Here is a 17,443-nt window from a genome sequence, read left to right as displayed (position 1 = left end):
GCAAAAGATCGGGGAGGAATCATGCGCTTACCGGCCCTGCTGGCAGCAACCGCCATCGCCAGCATCATGGCGGACGCCGCCCATGCCCAGGAAACGCAATCGACCGACGCCCCCGTTGTCGTCACCGCACCCGGCACCACCGCCGATGCCGACGATGCTGTCACCGTCGACGCCGCCGCGATCACCCGCGCGGGCAATCCCGATCTGCTCGCCGCCATGACTCGCGAGATCGCGGGCGTGACGCTTCAGGATGCGCACAACAATCCGTGGCAACCCAACCTCGTCTATCGCGGCTTCTCGGCCTCGCCACTACAGGGGTTGGCGCAGGGACTGGCCGTCTACCTCGACGGCGCGCGCTTCAATCAGCCTTTCGGCGACACCGTGCAATTCGACCTGATCCCCGAAGCGGCGATCCGGCGCGTCACATTGCTCGACGCCAACCCCGTCTATGGCCTCAACGCGCTCGGCGGGGCGATCGTGATCGAGACGGCGACCGGGCGCGACACGCAGGGCCTGACGCTGAGCGGCACGGGCGGGCAGTATGGCTATGCCGAAGGATCGGCAGCGGCAGGGGTGTCGTCCGGACCGTGGAGCGCCTTCATTGCCGCGCAGGAAAGCCATGACGGCGGCTGGCGCGATTTCAGCCCCTCGACGCTCTACAACGGCTATGCCGATTTCGGCTATGGCGGCGCGGCCGGCGGGCTGCACGTCAAGCTGATCGGCGCCGACAGCAACCTGACCGGAAACGGTGTCGTGCCCGTCGAACTCTACGCCGCGCGCCGCGATGCCGTCTTCACCCATCCCGACAACACCCGCAGCAGCTATTGGCGGGTCAGCGTCCACCCCTGGCTGCGGCTCGGCGCGCAGACGCGGATCGAGGCAACGGCCTATGAGCAGTTTCTCCTCCGCCGCAACCTCAACGGCGACGCCGCCGATATCGAGGAATGCGAGGATGACGACGAACAAGGTCTGCTCTGCCTCGAAACCGTCGGGGGCGACGATGCCGAGGAAGAGGAGCAGTCGGTCCTGACCGACGCGGCCGGCAATCCGATCACCGAATTCGGCGGCGTCGATGCTTATGGCGTGCGAAACTATGGCCGCGAGCGGACGCGCAGTCGCGGGATCCTTGCCCAGATCGTCGATACGCGGCCCTTCGGCCCGGCCGACAATCTGCTCGCGTTCGGCGCAAGCTATGACGAGGCGCGGACCCGTTTCGATACTTCGACCGAGCTTGGGGTGATCGACGAGACACGCGGGGTCGATGGGCTTGGCCCGACGATCGTCCAACCCGATGGCGCGATCGCGCCCGTGGGCCTCGTCACGCGCAGCAGCAACGTCGGCGTGTTCGCCCTCGACCGTCTTCCGATCGCCCCCGGCCTGTCGGCGGAAATCGGCGTCCGCTGGAACCGTACGCGGATCGAACTCATCGACCAGATTGGTACGGCGTTGAACGGGCGCCATTCCTTCGAACGCCTGAATCCGGGCATCGAGTTCGACTGGACGCTATCCCCGCTGCTTACCGTGCGCGCAGGCTATGCAGAAACGAGCCGCGCGCCGACCGCGGCCGAGCTTTCCTGCGCGGACGAAAACGCGCCTTGCTCGCTCACCAATTTCTTTGTCGCCGACCCGCCCCTGAACCAGGTCGTCTCGCGCCACTGGGAACTGGGCGCAAGCGGCCATCGCAGCACACTGAACTGGTTGCTCTCAGCCCACCACACAACCAACACCAATGACATCCAGTATGTCGCCTCCGACATTCGGGGCCGCGCCTATTTCCGAAACATCGGCCGCACGCGGCGGCAGGGGGTCGAGGCGAATCTCCGCTACGAGGCGAAGGGCTGGCGCATCGCCGCAAGCTATGCGTTCATCGACGCAACGTTCCGCACCCCTCTGACCCTGTCGAGTCCGGCCAACCCGACCGCCGCCAACGACGGCACGATCGCGGTCGAATCCGGCGACCGCCTGCCCGGCATCCCGCGACACAGCGGCACCTTGTCGGCCGACTATGCAACAAGTGGTTGGTCGTTGGGCGGCGACCTGATCGCGCGTTCTAGGCAGCGGTTGGTGGGCGATGAGGGCAACGACGTGGCACCGCTCGACGGCTATCTGATCGCCAACGTACGCGCCGGATTCGCGCTCGCCGGCGGACTCCGCCTTGTCGGCGAGGTGCGAAACATCTTCGACCGTCGCTATGGCACCTTCGGCACGTTCAGCGAGGTGGACGAGGTTGAAATCATCGAAGTACCGGGCGCAAGCGACCCGCGCGCCATCGGCCCGGGCGCGCCGCGCCGCTGGTTTGCCTCGCTGGTCGCCGTCTTTTGACGAGGCTGAACCCGTTTATCGATCCGATCGGCCAAGTTCTTGGAAGCGGAGGATGGAAATGCAACGGAGAAAGTTCAGCCAGGAGTTCAAGCTCAAGGCGTGAAGTGGGGCCGCCAAGCCGCGCGCGACTGAGCTTGCACGAGAACGTGGTACGGAAATGGGCATGCGAAGCGGAAACCGGCCTTGGGCGGTATTCCCCGGCAACGGTCAGATGAAGCCCGAGCAGCGGGACATTGAGAGGCTGCGCCGCAATTCGACTAGGATGTAGGCTGATCGCGACATCCTAAAATAAGCGGCGGCCTAGTTCGCTAGGGCCTCGATATGGGGTTAGGGTTCATCGCGAAATACCGGCGGATCTGGCCGGTGTCGTGGATTTGCGAAGCGCTCGTTGTTTGGCTTAGCGGTTTTTACGCTTGGCTGGTCTGCGCGCCCAGTACCCGTAGCCGGGCATCATCGACGTGGTGATAATGCCGCCTGGTAGCGTGCTTCATGCTGAAGGAAAGCGACTTGGCGACGATGCTGGTGTCGGCGTCAAAAAGGCACAAAAAAACCGCCGCGAGGGACCCGAGGCGGTTTGATTGATTCAAGTTTGGTTGCGGGGACAGGATTTGGCCGGTGTAGAACTCGCTTCCACTTGCCGACCGGGATCATCGTCCCTGTTCGGCTATAAAGACCCAGAAGTCGCTATTCAGGCCGCCTCGGGAACTTTCTTAAACCGGTCATTCGTTCACCTTGGAACTGCGGCCGATTCCGAGTTCCGTCGCTTAGCGGCTAAGAGTTTGCTGAGGCTGGACCGGGCCGAGGCAGGCGGCCTCACAGTAAACGTCCGGTGAGACTTGCAATGTCCTGATCTCAGGCTCTGTCGAGATTACGCGCAACCAGGCCGGGCTCGAGCGCGCTCGCTGAAGCAACTGGCCGACGAACTCGTGGCCGAGCTGGAAGCAGGGAACATGCTCCAGCAGTTCGCGGCCGCGCGGCCGACCACAACCGACGAAGTGGACAACCAATTCGCCTGAGGTCCTGCGGCCGGCATTGCCGCTGCGCTACGCACGGCCGCTAAAGCAGGTTTGAATTATAGGCGGGTAACCTCGACGGCAGGAAACGGCCGCCACGACGATCAGCACGGCAAGCGTGGGCGTATCTGTCGTCGTCAGGAGACGGCACCGAGGCAGCGCTCCACGTCCAGCCATTCCATGGGCTGCGTCACGAGCACGGGCGACGCCCAGATTGGGCTGCCGGTCCGATGAAGGTCGTGCAGCGCCGCCTTAGTCTCCTGAAACGCGCGGCACACGCGCAGGTCGTTGTCGAGGAGCCGGCCGTAAAATTCCTCAGCGAACTCGGCGGCGCCCCCGCCGTCCAGATCCCAACTGAAGCCGAGCGCCAGCGGGATGCGCTTGCGCGCGAGCTCGAAGGTGGCGCGCGGGGCGGCTGAACGGCAGCAACTCAGATAGGCCAGCCGCACGCCTGCCTCGGCCAGCCACTCCGCGAAGACGCCGATCGGCAAGGCATAATTGTTCGGCCGGCCCGCCAGCACCAGATAGCCGCGCGCGTCCGGGCCGGTGTCGGGGCATATCGCGTGGCCGGCGAAGTGCACCACGTCGTAGGGCCGATCCCTGGGGCTCAGCAGCTCGTCGCGCAGCTCCTGGCGAAGATCGAACCGCCCGGCCCGATCCTGCGAGCGCAGGATACGGGCGCTGAAGTTCGGCCGGCCGTCCAGCTTCTCGAAGACGGCGCGCTCCTGTGGAAGGCCGGGAACGCGGGGAAAGCCCCGTCTGGCCTTCTCTTTCCACTCGGCCCGCCATTGCGCGTCCTGCGGTCCGTCGTAGCGCGCGTCGGGCGCGGGGTCGGACTCGACCACAAGCACGTCCAGTCGACCGTCGCCGCCGTCGAGCTGCGCCTCCGATCTGCCGTCCGCGTCGCTGACGCGCCGAATCACCGTGGTGTCAACGGCCATCCAGCTTGTGCCCTTGAACGCGGCCTCCCAGCAGACCCCGAAGCTTTCCCCGTCGAGGTTGAAGCGGACCCGGGCGTTCTTGCCGGCGCGATCCTCCGCCAAAGCGTACAACGCCGCGAACTGGCTCGTGTCGAGAAGGTTGCTAACCGCCGTGCCTAGCTCCTGGTAGCGGGCGTGCCAGAGGTCGACGTACGCGCTCCACTCGGCGCCGCGCTCCAGCTTGGCCGAGAACTCGTCGCGCAGCGCGCTCGACCGCGCAGCAAGCTCCTTAAGTCGGTCCGGGTCGATGCGGAAGGTGGCGGTCCGGTCCCGGCTGTCGTCCCGGTCCTCGCCGCGCAGCTTGAGGGTGGCACGCACTTCACCGCCCGCCCTCACGTCCAGATCGAGCAGCGCGTACCTCTTCCGGGCTGCCTTCGGCTCGGGCGCGGCGGCCCGACCGGCGGCGGGCAACCGGGCGAGCGCGCGGGCGAGCGCCACCGCGTGGAAGAAATCGGTTGCGGCGTCCGGCACTTCGAAGACTCGACAGCGCGGCATCACGTCCACGCGCTTGCGCAGCTCGGGAGCGGCGAGAGCCGCGAGCAGGATGGTCGCGGGGGGATCGGCTCCGTCCTGGAGCTCCGCCGCGAGGGCGAACGCCGCTCCGAACCCGTCCGTGGTCGCGCCGCCCCCTTCCGGAAGAGACAAGTCTATGATGAAGAGATCGCCGGGCCCGGCAGCCCGCCTCGCCAGCAACGCCCGCAGTCGCTTAACCGACATCGCGGTTTCGCGGCTGCTCCCCCGCGCCATCTCGTCGGCGACTTTGTCTGCCACCGCGCCGAAGCCGTCGCCGAACACCTCGTCGGCCGTCGCGACCACCACCCGATCATACATGGCCCGCCTCCGGAAGGCTGAGGCGCAGCCGCTGCCCGCCGGGTTCGGCCAGCCGTTCGAACTGCGCACCCAGCGCGCGCGCCTCCCTGGCGAGCAGGCGGTCGGCCGGATCGCGATCGGCGGGAACGTCCCCCGCGCCGGGGCAGGCCAGTATCAGCTCTACCTCGCCGTTCCGGCGGTCCGCCGCCAGCTCTGTGGAGACATGGCCGGGCGTCAGCTCCACCGCCCGGAGTAGCATATTGCGGATCAGCTCGGCCGTCTCGCCGGGCCGCGCGTCGACGGGAAGCGGTCCGTCGGACGAGGACGGCTCCACGCGTATGCGGGTGCGCACCGACGGGGGCAGCTCGTCCAGCAGCGTGGCGAGCAGCGCCGCCGCGTCGGGCGCGGAGCCGCCCGCCGCGTCCGCGCGCCGGCTCAGCGCGTCCGACACGTCCCGGTGGTCGAATGAGAAGCGGTCCAGATGCTTCAACGCCTTCTCCGCCAAACCGGCGAGCGCCTCCGGCTCGCGCGTGTCGGCCGAGCGTGCGATCTCACCGAGGAAGCTGTGCACCAATGACAGCGGTCCCCGGGCTCGGTCGGCCATGTCCGCCAGCACCTTGTCCACTCGCGCGAAGCTGGCGTCGGCGCGCTTGGCGCCGCGGTCCTCCAGCACGATCACGCGGTGGTGATAGGCGCTCTCATGCGTCTGGTGGCGCATGCGCACCACCAGTGGGGCGCCGTCGCCGTCCCGGACCACCACGTCCCGCGGCGCGCTGGCGGCGTGGGCCAGCTCCCGGGCGACCTCTGGATCGTCCAAGCGTTCGGCGAAGGGACGGCCCACCGCTCCGCCGCCCAGCATCATGCGCGCCTTCGCGTTGCATCGCATAACCACGCCGTCGGGATCGACCAGCACCACGCCGTCCGGGACCATGTCCAGCGCTTGGTTCCCCAGCTCGGCCTCGATCGCGCGCGCTAGGCAAGGCTCCAGGAGCTTGATCGTCCGAAGCAGCGCCAGTTCGTCCGGTCCCTCGAACACCCTGGACCGGCGGTCGCCGACGCACAGCATCCACACGATCCGATCGCCCAGGCGCACGGGCGCGCAGATTTCGGATCGGGTGTCGGGCGAACCGGCGACGTATCTGCCCGCCTCGAGGCTGCCGTCGTCGACGTCCCCCATCCGAACGGGCGCGCCCCGCTCGAACGCTAGGCCGAGCAGGCCGTCCGCCAGGGGCTGCGTGTGGAAGGACGGCAGGTCGATGCCGTCCACCGGCGCGGCGCGCTGCGCGACAAGCTCGAACCGGGCCTCCACTTCGTTCACCTTGAACAGCGCGACGTTCTGCCATCCGTAGAAGCCGACCAGCCGTTCGCACACGCGCGCCGCCATCTCCCGGCTGCCATCGAGCGACGCCAGCTCGCGCAGGAACTTGCGCTCGAACGACCGCTCCCGCGCCCGATCCAACCGCAGCGCGGCCGCCGCCGCGTCCATCGCCCCCAGCGCGCGCAGGCGGTCCTCCGCGCCGTCCCGGTACAGGCCGGGTTCCCGCCCCAGGAGGAGGAGCACCGCCTTGAGCTTGCTCTTCTCGCGGATGGGGGCGTAGAGGAAGGACCGGACGCCCAGACCCTCCAGCGCCTCCGGCCCGGCGGCGGCGTCTTTGCCGGCGCTGTCGAAGGCGCGCCAGATCTGGTCGGGCGCCCCGCCCGTTCCGTCCTCCCTGTCGACCAGCGGCCGAAGCGGCGCCGGCACGGCGAGCCAGCGGCCCCTGTCGGCCGGCGGCCGGTCGGGGAAGGAGCCGATCACCCGGACGAAAGTCGCATCGGCGCTATAGGCCATCAAATAGGCTTGGGCGAACGGCATGAGCCGCGCGACCTGCGCCATCACTTCCCCGAACAGGTCGGCCGGTACCGTGGCCCGCCCGATGATCTCCACGAGCTCGCGCGCTACGATCCCGTCGTCGAGCGGGCGCAGCATCGCCAGCGTGCCCACCGGCTTGCCGCCCGCGTAGCCGAGATCGGGCAGGGCAAGCACATGGAGGCGGTTGGGCCGGCGGGCGCCCGGGCGAAGGTGATCGAGTTCGTAATCGCCCGGCTCGCCCAGGCTGCGCCGCGCCATCTCCTCGCGCACGCGGGCCCGATCCCGGACGGGCAGCAACGCCAGCACGGTTCGGCCGAGCATGGAGGCCGCGGGCCGCCCGAGCAGCTCCTCCGCCGCCGCGTTGACGAAGCGCAGGCGGCCGCGCGCGCCCAGCTTCAAGATGGCGGTGGGCGACGCCGCCAGCACGCGCCGCTCGGCCGCCTCCGCGGCCGACAGGTCGGTCACGATCGCAAAAGAGGCGTTCCCGTCGTTCACGCGCCCGAGTTCGACTAGGACCGGCCTGCGCCCGTCCCCCGTGCGGACGTCGAGCTGCAGCACGCGGTTGCCACTCCCGTGCGCGAGGGCGGCGCGCACATCGGGAGCGCTCCGCCCGAACCAGTGCGCGAACGCCCGGCCGACGCAGCCGGGCATAATCGCCGCGAGCGCCGGATTGGCAAATACGACCCGCCCCCTCCCGTCCAGCTCGCAAAAGCCATGCGCCATCGTCTCGATTGCAGCCTCGTGCACGGCGGCGGTGGTGCCAAGGCAATCGCGCACGATATGGTTGAGGACGGCGGAGGCGCGTTGGTCGCCGTTCACGCCCGCCTGAACGGCGGCGACGTCGTCCAGCAGGTCCTCCAATGAGTATTCCACGGTGCGCAATCGTTCGACGATGGGACCGACCGCGGCGCTCGCCCCGCCGGACGCCAGCGCGGCTGCCAGGAGGTCCCGCACGCCTTCCGGCGCGGCCGTGGGCGGATCAGGAGACGACGGCGTCATCGAGCGCCAGTCTCGCCTGCGGGTTGCCGTATACGGTGTAGGAGAGCCAGGTGAAGTCGCCCTGCTTCTTGCCCGCCTCCCTCGCCGATCGGACGGCGTCGGCCAGCCGGTCGCCCTCCTTCATCCGTTTATAGAGGCGGCTGGCGAAGTCGAACGCCTGGACGTCTCCGACAGACCAGAGCGCGCCAACGAATGCGGCCGCGCCATGACCGCCCTTGGGACGCAGAAACGCGTCGGCGAAACCGGACACGCGGACCACGCCGTCACCCGGCCGGCCCGTCTGGCAAGCGTTGACAAAGACCATCCCGCTAGGCCCGTTGTCGCCGAAACGGGCGGCGCGCCACACCGCGTGATGACTGAGCGTGTCGCGGAGCGTGGCGCCGGCCTCATCCCGCTGATCGGAGAGCAGCAGGTCCGCGATGACCACGCCGCCCGTCTTGACCTGGCCGTGGCAGGTGAAATGGAGCAGGTCGCACTCGCGCGCCTGCTTGCTTAGATAGTTCCGGACCGTGGAGCTGTCGGCTTGGAGCGACTGCGCGCCGAACAGCTTCGCTAACATTTCGCCCTCGCGGTCGGCCGCGGCCAGCTCGTCCCCTCGGCTCAGATAACGGGGAACGACGTAGTGCGCCCGTCCCGACCGGATCGGCAGGCGCGCGGGCGGGACGGGCGCGTTGTACATCCAACGCGTCAGGCCCCATTCGGCCAGAAAGGCCCCGTTCTCGATGTCGGGCGCGTCCGGATCGTCCACCAAGAACAGCTCCCAAGGCAGGTGGGCGCTGTCCGCGATCACCTGGATCGAGGCGGCGTCTCGGCCGCATCTCCATAAGCCTCTCCGGATTTTTTCGGGGATCAGGTCGTGCGTGGCGCTCGCGGCCTCGTCGGCGAACGCCGTCGCCAGCAGATCATAGCTCCGATCCGACTTGTTGTATGCCTGTTCGAGCTTCCGGATGAGATCGGCGGCGAACAGCGCGTCGTTGAACGACGCCGGGAACTCCTGCTCGGCGGTCACCGCGATGTTGGGATCGGCGCTGGAAAGGTCGTACCGGATGCGAAGCTGTCCGTCCCGTTTCATCTCGTAGATGCGCAGCACCGCGGACCGCTCCGGGGGCGAGATCGGCGTGACCTGGGTCACGCGGATTTTGTGGTCGGCCCAGTCCAGGAAGTGAGGTTCGAGGATGAAGCTCGCGAGCACCAGCCCGTCCTGCCGCGCCTCCACCTGCACCCGGGCCGAACCGGCCACCTCTCCCTTTACGAGGAAGCGCAGGATGGTGGGCGGCGTGCCCCCCGAGGGGACAGCGACCTTGCAAAGGGGTTCGCCCTCCACCGCGCAGTTCTCCAGCGCGATCACCTCGACCTCGATGACCTGGTCGGCGCGGAGCGGGACGGCTTCGGTCACAGCCGCCGTCGGCCCTGGCCGAACGAGGAGGCGCTCGCGCGAGACGCTGACGAACAAGGGAACGGGCCCGGCGATATCGGGCGCCCGGTCCATCTCGGCGGCGAAATGGCAGTCCATCTGCGGCGCGGCGTCCGACGCCGGGGCGGGCGCCGCCTGGGCGGTCCTCCTGTCGCCCCGATCGACGTCGACGGTCGTCGCGTCCACGCCCCGACGCGGGGGTCCGGGTTGCATGGCCGCATCCGCCGACCTTCCGAAACCCCAAGCTCCGTCCCTGTCCACGTTCGGCGGAGCGAGACCGCTACCCCGCCTAGCCCATGAGTCCGGCGGCTCGTCCTCCAGCGCGCTCGCGACGCCACGGGTCCGACCGTCGTCGAGTAGCCATTCGGAAAGCAGGCCGGCCACGGCCGGACTTGCGAAATAGATGGTGTGGAACACGGCGTCCGCCGGCGCGATCAGTCTGGTGCGCTCCTGATCGTGCCGGCCCGCGCGGCCGCCGAAGCTCGTCATCGACTCGGTGTCGACCACCAGGTCGTTGTCCCGCCCGAAGAAGCGGTCGGCCACCCGGTCGACCAGGAAGCGCGCGAGTTCGCCGGTCATCGCCCGGCCGGGTTCGATGCGCGCCTCGAAGTCCGCGCCAATTACGCAATAGGACGGCTCGACGACGCCGTCGCGCCCGGCCGCCTCGGCGTTGAGCTCGGTCAGGAAATCGCCGTCTGGCCGCATTGCCGCCAGACCGGGAACGCGTTCCCCGTGCACCGCGACCTCCGGCAGGATCTGGACGAAGCGGCCCAGCGTCTTGACCGCGAAGACGATGAACGGCGCGACCGCCTCGCCGCCGAGCAATGCCACCGCGCGCGCGCCGGCGACCAGCAAGTTCACGTACAGGTCGGCCAGCACCCGCCAATTCTCCGGCTCGGCGAGGCTGGTGCCCGCGTTCGTGCAGCCCACGAACACCGCGCGTCGGAAGCCGAGGCCGGCCGGCGCGATCCGCTCGATCAGCGCGCGCAGCACCAGGCCGCCGCGGCTGTATGCGACCGCGTCGATCTGCGCGCCGTCGGGCAACCGCCGCTCCAGCTCGGCCGCGAGATCGCTGGCGTTGGCGATCGGGTCGAGGTCGAGGGTGCGGTGGTCGTACCCCAGCACGAGGTCGTAGCGTTCCTTCGCTCCGTCCAGGAAGCGCCGCCCTTCCTCGGTGGCGGCCAGCGCCGCGAAGCTCCCGGCTGTAGACGAGAAGGTCCCGTGCACCATCAGGAGCACGCGCGGCGCGTCGGTCGGAGAGGCAAGCCCGCTTAGCCGAGCCCCGTCGCCGGACGGCGTCCAAGCTGAGGGGTCGCCGTCCACGACGACGAGGCCCGATCGGTGACCGCCCTCCAGCCGCTCCTTGAGGGCGTCCACGGTGCGAGCGGCGAGGAACCGCAGCACCCGGATGCGGACCGGGTCGATCAGCCGGTCGCCGACCCAGTCGAGCAGCCCTCGCCGTCCGTCGCCTGCCTGCTGCCGGTCAGACGCCCCGTCGTCGAGCGCGAACACGAGCGGTCCGTCCGAACCGCCGCCCGCGCTCCTCCGGCCGACGGGATCGGCGACCGCGCCCTTTTCGGGATACGCCCATCGGAGGACCCCTTCCCCCGACTCGACCAGCAGCACCGCAGACTGGTCGGGCTCGACCCCAACCTCGACGCGGGGCGTGGCGCCGGGCGCCGAACGCCGGCCGGAGGGCGCCAGCACGACGTCCGCGTCCACCTCGAAGGCGCCGGCGAGCGCCGCGTCCAGCGCGTCGTCCACGGCCTGCTCCCTGCCCACGCCGCGCCGGCCGCCAGGCGGTGCCGTCGAGACGGCGAGCGCGTCGGCGTCAACCAGGCGGACGTTTGGGGCGAGGATAATCTCGGTCATGCGTTCCGCCTCTCGCCCCGTGTCCAGCCTACCCGTCCGCCGATCACAGCGGCGGGAGCAGGGTGTCCTGTCCCAGCTTGACGATGCCTCGGAGCGTGAACTCACCGGTCGCCAACTCGTCCGCGTCCGGCGGATTGATGAGCACGCTGTCGCGCGAGTGCCGCACCATCTGCCACAAGGTCTCGGCGACGATGGTCCCGCCCACCCGGCCGAGATGCTGGCCCTCGGCTTCGAGTTCGGCTTCCGCGAGGACGTAGAACCACAGGGGCGTGCGGTCGAACAGGCCCTCCTTCTCGCACAAGTCCAGGGCCTCGCCCGTGACGAGCGCGCGCAGGTCGTCGGGCGCGATCGGCGTTTCGCCCATCCGGGCCGCCACCGCCTGACCGGTGGGCAGGCCGAGTAGGTAGCCGCGCAGGAGGTTGCGAGCGGCCAGCCTGCCCATCAGCTCGTTCACCTGCGTCTCGCCGAAGGCCGAGGGCAACCGCGCGAGCTCCAGGGCGAGATGCGTGTCGATCTTGCGAGCCGGGTTCTCACTCGGGGACGCTGGGTCGTCCGGGTCCTGGTTGAAGAAGCGGTGCCATTCGATGATCCAATTGTCCGGCAGGGTGGGGCTGCCGCCCGGCCCCGGCTGCGCCGATATGTCGCCCGACAATGCCGTGAAGGTGAACATGAAGTTGAATGTCGCCGGCGTAAGCCCGCCCGTCCGAAAGGTGCTGTTGTGCTCGTAGGACTGCCGGATCATGGAATGGCCGAAACGGTACGCCGCGCCCGAGAACTCCAGCGGAATGACCAGGTCGGCAGGATGGTCGGCGTGGAAGAACTGCGGTCCGTCCGCGACGAGGCCGCCGTAAACCGCCTCGCCGCAGATGCGAGGCACGAAATCGTGCAGCGCCGCCCATTGGTAGCGGCGACGCAGAGCGCGCTTGGCCTCGTCCGCGTTGCCCAACCGGTCGAGCAGCGCGTTGTGCGCGCGCAGGAACGCGACGTGGAGCTGGCCCACGATCAGGTTCTCGTCGTTGCGCGGATCCCCGATAAGCGCCTCGCGATCCTGCGCCACCTCCTCCAGGGAAGCGGGACTGGGGTTCTGTGGCCGTCGGGGTAGATCATGCTCGGGCGTCGCCACCGCGATCGGGCCGGGGATCGACGAATCGGACGTGACCTTACCCAGACGCATATGGCCGTCCGGCTCCGTCGCCTCCAGCGCGAGCCCGCCGTACAGGCTGTCCAGATCGAGCGCCGACGTCCGCGCGTTGCTGAGCAGGCTCGTCACCCGATCCTGCGCGATCGGCGCGAAGCTGTGCGCCTCGATTAGGTCCAGCCCGGCCGTGATGTCTGGGGAGAACGCCGTCTTGGTAATGTCGTGGTCGATGAACTGGCCGAAATAGGTGTAGGCGGCGGGCACCACGCCGTCGCCGGTCGCGGCGCTGTCCTCCGTCGCCATCGCCGCTCCCAGCGCGCGCAGCGCGGCGATCGTGCCGGGGCCGGCGGGCAGCAGGTTGTCGGGGTCGGCGAGCAGATCGGGGAACATGTAGCCGAAGCCGGTGCCGGTCGCCCCGTTCGGACCCTGCCCGTTTCCATCATTCCCCTTCGCATACCCTCCGGGCGTCGCCGTCGCTGCGAAGCGCCGGCCTGCGCCGCCGTCACCGCTACCGTCCCCGTTCATGGCCTCATTGGTCCGAGGCTCGCCGTGGTACCGCGTGAAAACCATCTCAACCTCCCGTCGTCAGAGTGTGTCGGGGATGCCCGATCGCTAGTCGCCGACGTCCTCGCCGGCCGAGTTCAGCACTTGCTCCAATCGCAAGAGCGCTTCGTCCGCGCGGTCGAGCGCGCGGAGGTGCTCGGCGGGTTCGTCCGCGACGGCCAGGGCGCGAGTGGCGGCGTCCAGGCCGGCGATCACAGGCTCGAACGCGTCGGAGGCTGGGGGCAGAGCGTTCCAGTCGGTCGCGCGGCGGCCCGCGGCCGCGATCCGCGCGGACACCGCCAGACGCCGGTTCGCCACATCCTCCGGATGGCTCGGATCGGCCATCGCCGCGAGCGTCTGGGAAAGGCTGAGGAACGCTCCCCTGAGATCCGCTTTCGTGGCCACGGTCACCCCCCAAACGCCAAGAGCAGCCGAGACAGCGTGTCGAAGGCGCGCGTCAGCCGCTGCCGAGTGATCCGCGCCGCCTCCCGCCTCTCGGCGTCGGTTAGATCGGGATCTTCGGCCAGGACGCGCCGCAGATCCGCCTCGGCAGCGGCCAGTTCGCCCAGCGTTCCGTCGAGCGCCGCCTTGAACCGCGCGGATGACGTCCGGCCGGCAGCCCCTTCGTAATAAGCCGCGCCGAACTCCCGCCTCATCGCCTTGGAGAGCTGGGGAGCGTCGGCGCGCTGCGCCCCGCCAAGTAGCGCGGTGGCGAGTTCGAACCGGAGGTTCTCATCCGCCTGACGCCCCAGCTCCCAATTCGACAAATGGTCCCGCAAGGCGGCGATCAGCGGGCCGGCTCCGGCCGTCCGGCGCAGGGCGTCGACTTTCCGCTGCTCGGTCCGCAACTCGGTCACGAAGGCGATGAAGGCGTCGATCGCAACAAGGCGCACATCGTCAGCGGCAGGAACGACCGGCTGCCCCGCCCCGCCAGCCATCGCGCGGAGCAGGCCTTCCGCCGAGCGCGCCAGCGCCAACGCGTGGACCAAGTCGGCGGCCGGATCCGGCCCTTCCTCCTCCAATATCGTGGCGATCCCGGCCCCATAGGCACCGAGCGCGTCTATGAGCAGAAAGGTGGGCTCAAGGTCCGGTCCGAGCGGGGCGAGCGAGAGCGGCTCAGGGTATGTGACGCCGTCGAGCGGGCCGGGCGCGCACAGCCAGCCACGCGGCGGGAAATCCGACGCTTTGATCGCGCCTACGTCCGCCTGTCGCCGAATCCAGGCGCGGTTCGGTACGCAAGCGGTGTCCATCCCGATCAGATCGACATTCACCGCGACTCGAGTTTCGTCGACCTCCGCAAGGTACCGCCGCGACGCCGCCGCCGCGACCTCCGCCCTGCCCGCGACGTCACCGGCGTAATCGAGCCTGATCGCGTTGGATGCGCAGCCCGGCAGCGTAACCGCAACAGCCAACAGCCAAAATGGGGATGTTCCACGCGACGCGGCGCGGCTGAAGCGTCGAGTTTGGGCCACAACACGCGAGCTCCACAGAGGGATAAGCTAGGCGCGACCTTGTCTTATTTTTTCACGGTAACAGTTTCGCGCGATCAGCTCAAGCCTAGGTTGGCGATAGAGCGGATCTGAATTCTGGCCGCGTGACCCGTGACTGAGACGACCCAGTTGTGGACGTTCAGCGCGCTCTAGCTGCCTCCCAGCTCCGGACCCTTGTTCATGTCAGTCGGTCGGGGCTTAAAGTGGGAGCGCCGAGGTCGCGAAAAGGCGGGAAGTGGGACATCACTGCCGGTCATCGACGCGAAAGGGAATGTCCGGCTATGCCGAAGCCGGTCGTTCATAAAGCGCCGTAAAGGTAAGGTCACGAAAGGCTCCAAAGCAGCCTGACGGCTCGAACCTCGGTCGATCACGGCCTCGCTGGCCGTGATCGCTTCGGCTCTGTGCTGCCGACCTGTATGCCATCGGTGCCAATCAAATGTGGCACTGTCGCGCACCATCCTGTAGGCCTTCGAAGGGGAAAAGGTCCGTTGTCGGACAAGGCACAATGTACGTGATCGGAAAGGAGGGCTGATGTCCACAAATCAGATTGTCGCTCTCCTCAACTCGCACATCGAGGGTGTGCGCGGCGCGATCACGGACATTCGCCAAGCGGCAGGGAATATCGAACTGCTTCTGGCCGACGAAGGCGGTCTGGGGCAGCAGGAACTGGTCGATAATTATGCCGGTCGCCTGACCGCTGCTGAAGATGATGCGCCGGTCGTGTGTATCCTGGACACCGGCGTCTCCAGTGCACATCCACTGATCGCGCCGGGTCTCGCCGGCGCGTGGGCGGTCAATGCCGCGTGGAACAGCGACGACCACGCATCCCATGGCGGACACGGACGACACGCTGAGCCAGCGCCTGGCGGTGGTCACGACAGAGATCACCAACCTCGGCGCCAACATGATGGCCGGCGTCATCAGCGAGACGTTGACGAGGCTACTGGTCGAGCGCGAGGCTGAGAAGCAACGGCTCGAAGCGCAGATCCAGCTTCAGCCGAAGATCGAAACCATCGCTCTGCCCGCGCCCGCGGAGTTGACGCAGCTGTTCGAGGAGAAGGCGCGAGATCTGACGGATACGCTGAACAAGGAGAAGGTTCGCGGCGAAGCCGCAGACATCCTGTCGCGTCTTATCGAGAGCGTGACCATCTACCCAGGCGAGGATGGCTCGGCCGAGGCGGAAGTGGTGGCGAAGGTTGCGGATCTGGTGTCGTTCGCCACAAACGGCAACGCCGCCCCTGGGGGCAGCGTTGGTCGTTCTATAGCGGTGGTTGCGGGGACAGGATTTGAACCTGTGACCTTCAGGTTATGAGCCTGACGAGCTACCGGGCTGCTCCACCCCGCGTCGAAGGGTTATTGATCGAGCGTAGCTCGATGGGGTTTGTGAATGGGTTTTTGTTTCTCACCGTCTGCAATGCCTGGCGACGACCTACTCTTCCAGCGCTTGAGCGTTAGTACCATCGGCGCAGTCTGGTTTCACGGCCGAGTTCGGGATGGGATCGGGTGGTTCACAGACGCTATAGCCACCAGGCAATGGAGGCGGTGAGAAATTGGGTTTCAAATCGTGCACAAAGGCTTGGATTGTCATCCACCGACGTCTGGATGAACCAGCATTGTCGTTGATGGTGGGACTCTCGAAGCGCGAAAAGAGCAATTAGGACTGGTTAGCTCCATGCGTTACCGCACTTCTACATCCAGCCTATCAAGGTCGTGGTCTACGACCGCTCGATGAAATCTTATCTTGAGGGAGGCTTCCCGCTTAGATGCTTTCAGCGGTTATCCCGTCCATACATAGCTACCCTGCTGCGCCGTTGGCACGACGACAGGTACACCAGAGGTATGTTCAACCCGGTCCTCTCGTACTAGGGTCAACTCCTCTCAAATTTCGACGCCCACGGCAGATAGGGACCAAACTGTCTCGCGACGTTCTGAACCCAGCTCACGTACCACTTTAATTGGCGAACAGCCAAACCCTTGGGACCTGCTCCAGCCCCAGGATGTGATGAGCCGACATCGAGGTGCCAAACGATTCCGTCGATATGAGCTCTTGGGAATCATCAGCCTGTTATCCCCGGCGTACCTTTTATCCGTTGAGCGATGGCCCTTCCACGAGGGACCACCGGATCACTATGACCGACTTTCGTCTCTGCTCGACTTGTCAGTCTCGCAGTCAGGCTGGCTTATGCCATTGCACTCTAACGATCGGTTTCCAACCGATCTGAGCCAACCTTCGCACGCCTCCGTTACGCTTTAGGAGGCGACCGCCCCAGTCAAACTACCCGCCACAGAGGGTCCCTGAACCGGATAACGGTTCTAGGTTAGACATCAGAAAACAACAGGGTGGTATTTCACCTATGGCTCCACGACAGCTGGCGCCATCGCTTCAAAGCCTCCCACCTATGCTACACAGTTCTTTCCTAATGCCACTCTGAAGCTGCAGTAAAGGTGCACGGGGTCTTTCCGTCTAACCGCGGGTACTCCGCATCTTCACGGAGAATTCAATTTCGCTGAGCATGTCCTGGAGACAGTGGGGAAGTCGTTACGCCATTCGTGCAGGTCGGAACTTACCCGACAAGGAATTTCGCTACCTTAGGACCGTTATAGTTACGGCCGCCGTTTACCTGGGCTTCATTTCGGAGCTTGCACCCCTCCACTTAACCTTCAGGCACCGGGCAGGCGTCAGGCCCTATACGTCGTCTTGAAGCCGACTTAGCAGAGCCCTGTGTTTTTGCTAAACAGTCGCTACCCCCTGGCCTGTGCCCCCTCAATCTGCTTGCGCAAAATGAGGGCCTCCTTCTTCCGAAGGTACGGAGGCAATTTGCCGAGTTCCTTCAGGACACTTCTCTCAAGCGCCTTGGTATACTCTACCTGACCACCTGTGTCGGTTTCGGGTACGGTCTATACGGTGGGGCTATTTCCTGGGACAACTTCGAAGCATGCTCAATCCGATAAGAGCATACAACACACGCCATCCGTCACACACCACCAGGCCCACGAATATTAACGTGGT

Annotated in this window: 8 protein-coding genes, 1 tRNA gene, 2 rRNA genes and 1 pseudogene (1 of these 12 cut by a window edge); 3 read left to right on the top strand and 9 right to left on the bottom strand. The window is 67.1% G+C overall.

Annotated elements, in window-relative coordinates; translation table 11 throughout:
• Positions 1-21: 21 nt before the first annotated feature.
• Together ACAX61_RS08780 and ACAX61_RS19610 are read left to right on the top strand one after the other, a co-directional pair.
• On the top strand, positions 22-2,322 hold the full coding sequence (locus ACAX61_RS08780; RefSeq protein WP_370714378.1) for a TonB-dependent receptor: 2,301 nt from the start codon (positions 22-24) through the stop codon (positions 2,320-2,322).
• A gap of 58 nt (positions 2,323-2,380) precedes the next feature.
• A pseudogene (locus ACAX61_RS19610) lies at positions 2,381-2,784 on the top strand (transposase); the annotation flags it as partial.
• A gap of 688 nt (positions 2,785-3,472) precedes the next feature.
• On the opposite strand, the gene ACAX61_RS08775 reads toward ACAX61_RS19610, so the two are convergent.
• The 6 genes from ACAX61_RS08775 to ACAX61_RS08750 all read right to left on the bottom strand — a co-directional run bounded on the left by ACAX61_RS08775 (position 3,473) and on the right by ACAX61_RS08750 (position 14,355).
• Positions 3,473-5,146: a CHAT domain-containing protein gene (locus ACAX61_RS08775; RefSeq protein ID WP_370714377.1), complete on the bottom strand. Its 1,674-nt coding sequence runs from the start codon at positions 5,144-5,146 to the stop codon at positions 3,473-3,475.
• Positions 5,139-7,976: a PAS domain-containing protein gene (locus tag ACAX61_RS08770; protein WP_370714376.1), complete on the bottom strand. Its 2,838-nt coding sequence runs from the start codon at positions 7,974-7,976 to the stop codon at positions 5,139-5,141. Before ACAX61_RS08770 ends, ACAX61_RS08775 begins: the two co-directional genes overlap by 8 nt.
• The gene (locus tag ACAX61_RS08765; protein ID WP_370714375.1) at positions 7,957-11,262 is read right to left on the bottom strand and encodes a DUF7379 domain-containing protein; all 3,306 of its coding nucleotides are present in this window, start codon (positions 11,260-11,262) and stop codon (positions 7,957-7,959) included. The genes ACAX61_RS08770 and ACAX61_RS08765 overlap by 20 nt, the downstream gene beginning before the upstream one ends.
• A gap of 43 nt (positions 11,263-11,305) precedes the next feature.
• Complete coding sequence (locus ACAX61_RS08760; RefSeq protein WP_370714374.1) at positions 11,306-12,925, bottom strand: peroxidase family protein; 1,620 nt, start codon at positions 12,923-12,925, stop codon at positions 11,306-11,308.
• An 87-nt stretch (positions 12,926-13,012) separates the two neighbouring features.
• On the bottom strand, positions 13,013-13,354 hold the full coding sequence (locus ACAX61_RS08755) for a hypothetical protein (RefSeq protein WP_370714373.1): 342 nt from the start codon (positions 13,352-13,354) through the stop codon (positions 13,013-13,015).
• Positions 13,351-14,355, bottom strand: coding sequence for a hypothetical protein (locus ACAX61_RS08750; protein WP_370714372.1), 1,005 nt, complete (start codon positions 14,353-14,355; stop codon positions 13,351-13,353). The genes ACAX61_RS08755 and ACAX61_RS08750 overlap by 4 nt, the downstream gene beginning before the upstream one ends.
• A 609-nt stretch (positions 14,356-14,964) precedes the next feature.
• Between ACAX61_RS08750 and ACAX61_RS08745 the strand changes: the two genes are divergently transcribed.
• Positions 14,965-15,396 (top strand): S8 family serine peptidase, encoded by a 432-nt coding sequence (locus ACAX61_RS08745; protein WP_370714371.1) that lies wholly within the window; start codon positions 14,965-14,967, stop codon positions 15,394-15,396.
• 305 nt (positions 15,397-15,701) lie between these two features.
• Here the strand turns inward: ACAX61_RS08745 and ACAX61_RS08740 are convergent.
• From ACAX61_RS08740 to ACAX61_RS08730, 3 genes are all read right to left on the bottom strand, one after another.
• A tRNA-Met gene (locus tag ACAX61_RS08740) sits at positions 15,702-15,778 on the bottom strand.
• A 71-nt stretch (positions 15,779-15,849) separates the two neighbouring features.
• Positions 15,850-15,964, bottom strand: a 5S ribosomal RNA gene (gene rrf, locus ACAX61_RS08735).
• A 104-nt stretch (positions 15,965-16,068) separates the two neighbouring features.
• Positions 16,069-17,443: ribosomal RNA gene (locus ACAX61_RS08730) — 23S ribosomal RNA — on the bottom strand (it continues 1,413 nt past the right edge of the window).

Source organism: Sphingomonas sp. IW22 (assembly GCF_041321155.1).
GTDB lineage: Bacteria > Pseudomonadota > Alphaproteobacteria > Sphingomonadales > Sphingomonadaceae > Sphingomonas.
Note: the sequence above shows the minus strand (reverse complement) of the source record. Positions and strands in the feature narration are given on the sequence as shown.

What these genes read in the sequence shown, in the direction of transcription:
- ACAX61_RS08780 (WP_370714378.1), top strand. Translation starts at nt 22, where the DNA reads ATGCGCTTACCGGCCCTGCTGGCAGCAACCGCCATCGCCAGCATCATG.
- ACAX61_RS08775 (WP_370714377.1), bottom strand. Translation starts at nt 5,146, where the DNA reads ATGTATGATCGGGTGGTGGTCGCGACGGCCGACGAGGTGTTCGGCGAC.
- ACAX61_RS08770 (WP_370714376.1), bottom strand. Translation starts at nt 7,976, where the DNA reads ATGACGCCGTCGTCTCCTGATCCGCCCACGGCCGCGCCGGAAGGCGTG.
- ACAX61_RS08765 (WP_370714375.1), bottom strand. Translation starts at nt 11,262, where the DNA reads ATGACCGAGATTATCCTCGCCCCAAACGTCCGCCTGGTTGACGCCGAC.
- ACAX61_RS08760 (WP_370714374.1), bottom strand. Translation starts at nt 12,925, where the DNA reads ATGAACGGGGACGGTAGCGGTGACGGCGGCGCAGGCCGGCGCTTCGCA.
- ACAX61_RS08745 (WP_370714371.1), top strand. Translation starts at nt 14,965, where the DNA reads ATGTCCACAAATCAGATTGTCGCTCTCCTCAACTCGCACATCGAGGGT.